The sequence below is a fragment of the Vibrio sp. 1CM7H genome (assembly GCF_023161645.1).
Lineage (GTDB): Bacteria > Pseudomonadota > Gammaproteobacteria > Enterobacterales > Vibrionaceae > Vibrio > Vibrio diabolicus.
In genome coordinates this window covers 1-809 of sequence record NZ_JALNTV010000027.1, presented here as the reverse complement: position 1 = coordinate 809, position 809 = coordinate 1, and the positions used below count along the sequence as shown (strand labels likewise).

General features: G+C 40.9%; 1 protein-coding gene. It reads left to right on the top strand.

Going from position 1 to position 809, the window contains the following annotated elements; genetic code table 11:
• Positions 1–337: 337 nt before the first annotated feature.
• Positions 338–691 (top strand): hypothetical protein, encoded by a 354-nt coding sequence (locus tag MSG33_RS23470; protein ID WP_248382325.1) that lies wholly within the window; start codon positions 338–340, stop codon positions 689–691.
• Positions 692–809: the final 118 nt, after the last annotated feature.

Below are 809 nucleotides of genomic sequence, written 5' to 3'. Positions count from 1 at the left end.
GTTCAGCTTCATAAGCCCCAATCTGACCACTTTTGACAACTGATATTTTCAAGGTTGACTCCATTCACATAACGCCCTGTTAAGGGGTGAGCAACGCAATACCGAAGCCACCGCACAGCACCTTAACCACTAAAATCAATGCATAGTAAAAATGCCACGCGTTGCGAATCCCTCTTGAACAGTTTGTTATAGCAACTATTCAACTTTATGTATACGAAGAACTATTTTCCCCATATAATCCGCGCGCAAATTTGGAGTGCATAGATTAATGACCAAACTCCCTTGTGCTAAATTGCATGGAATAAAAGGGGTGCGGCACTTTTTAAATTAAAACGAAATGAAGAAGTTTGTATTTGCCTTAACTTTGCTAGGTACAATCAACGTAGCTTTTGCTTCTCAAGAATATGGTTGTGTCCAGTATCAAAAAGCTGATTACTCATGGGGAGACCCGTACAAAGTTCCTGTCACAATAGTTGCAGGCTCACAATTAAATGAGGCAACAAATAGCTACAAGTACCAATCGTACTCAAATTACGCGCTTGCAGAATGGCCGAACGGTGGGTATAGCGCTTTGGAAATGCCTTCATACTATGATGATCTACCTTACTCATACACAAATACGAAAGATCAAAACGGCAGAAAGTATCGAATAAAAGAAGCACCATCATACGGCGCTTGTTCATCTTACTAATTCCGTACTGGCCACTATTACAGGTGGCCTTTTAGTTGCTATAACGCCGCATTAAGGGGTGAACAACGCATTCCACCCAAACTAAACCATTGTGCTGTAAACACTTAAGCTAATTCAA

What these genes read in the sequence shown, in the direction of transcription:
- MSG33_RS23470 (WP_248382325.1), top strand. Translation starts at nt 338, where the DNA reads ATGAAGAAGTTTGTATTTGCCTTAACTTTGCTAGGTACAATCAACGTA.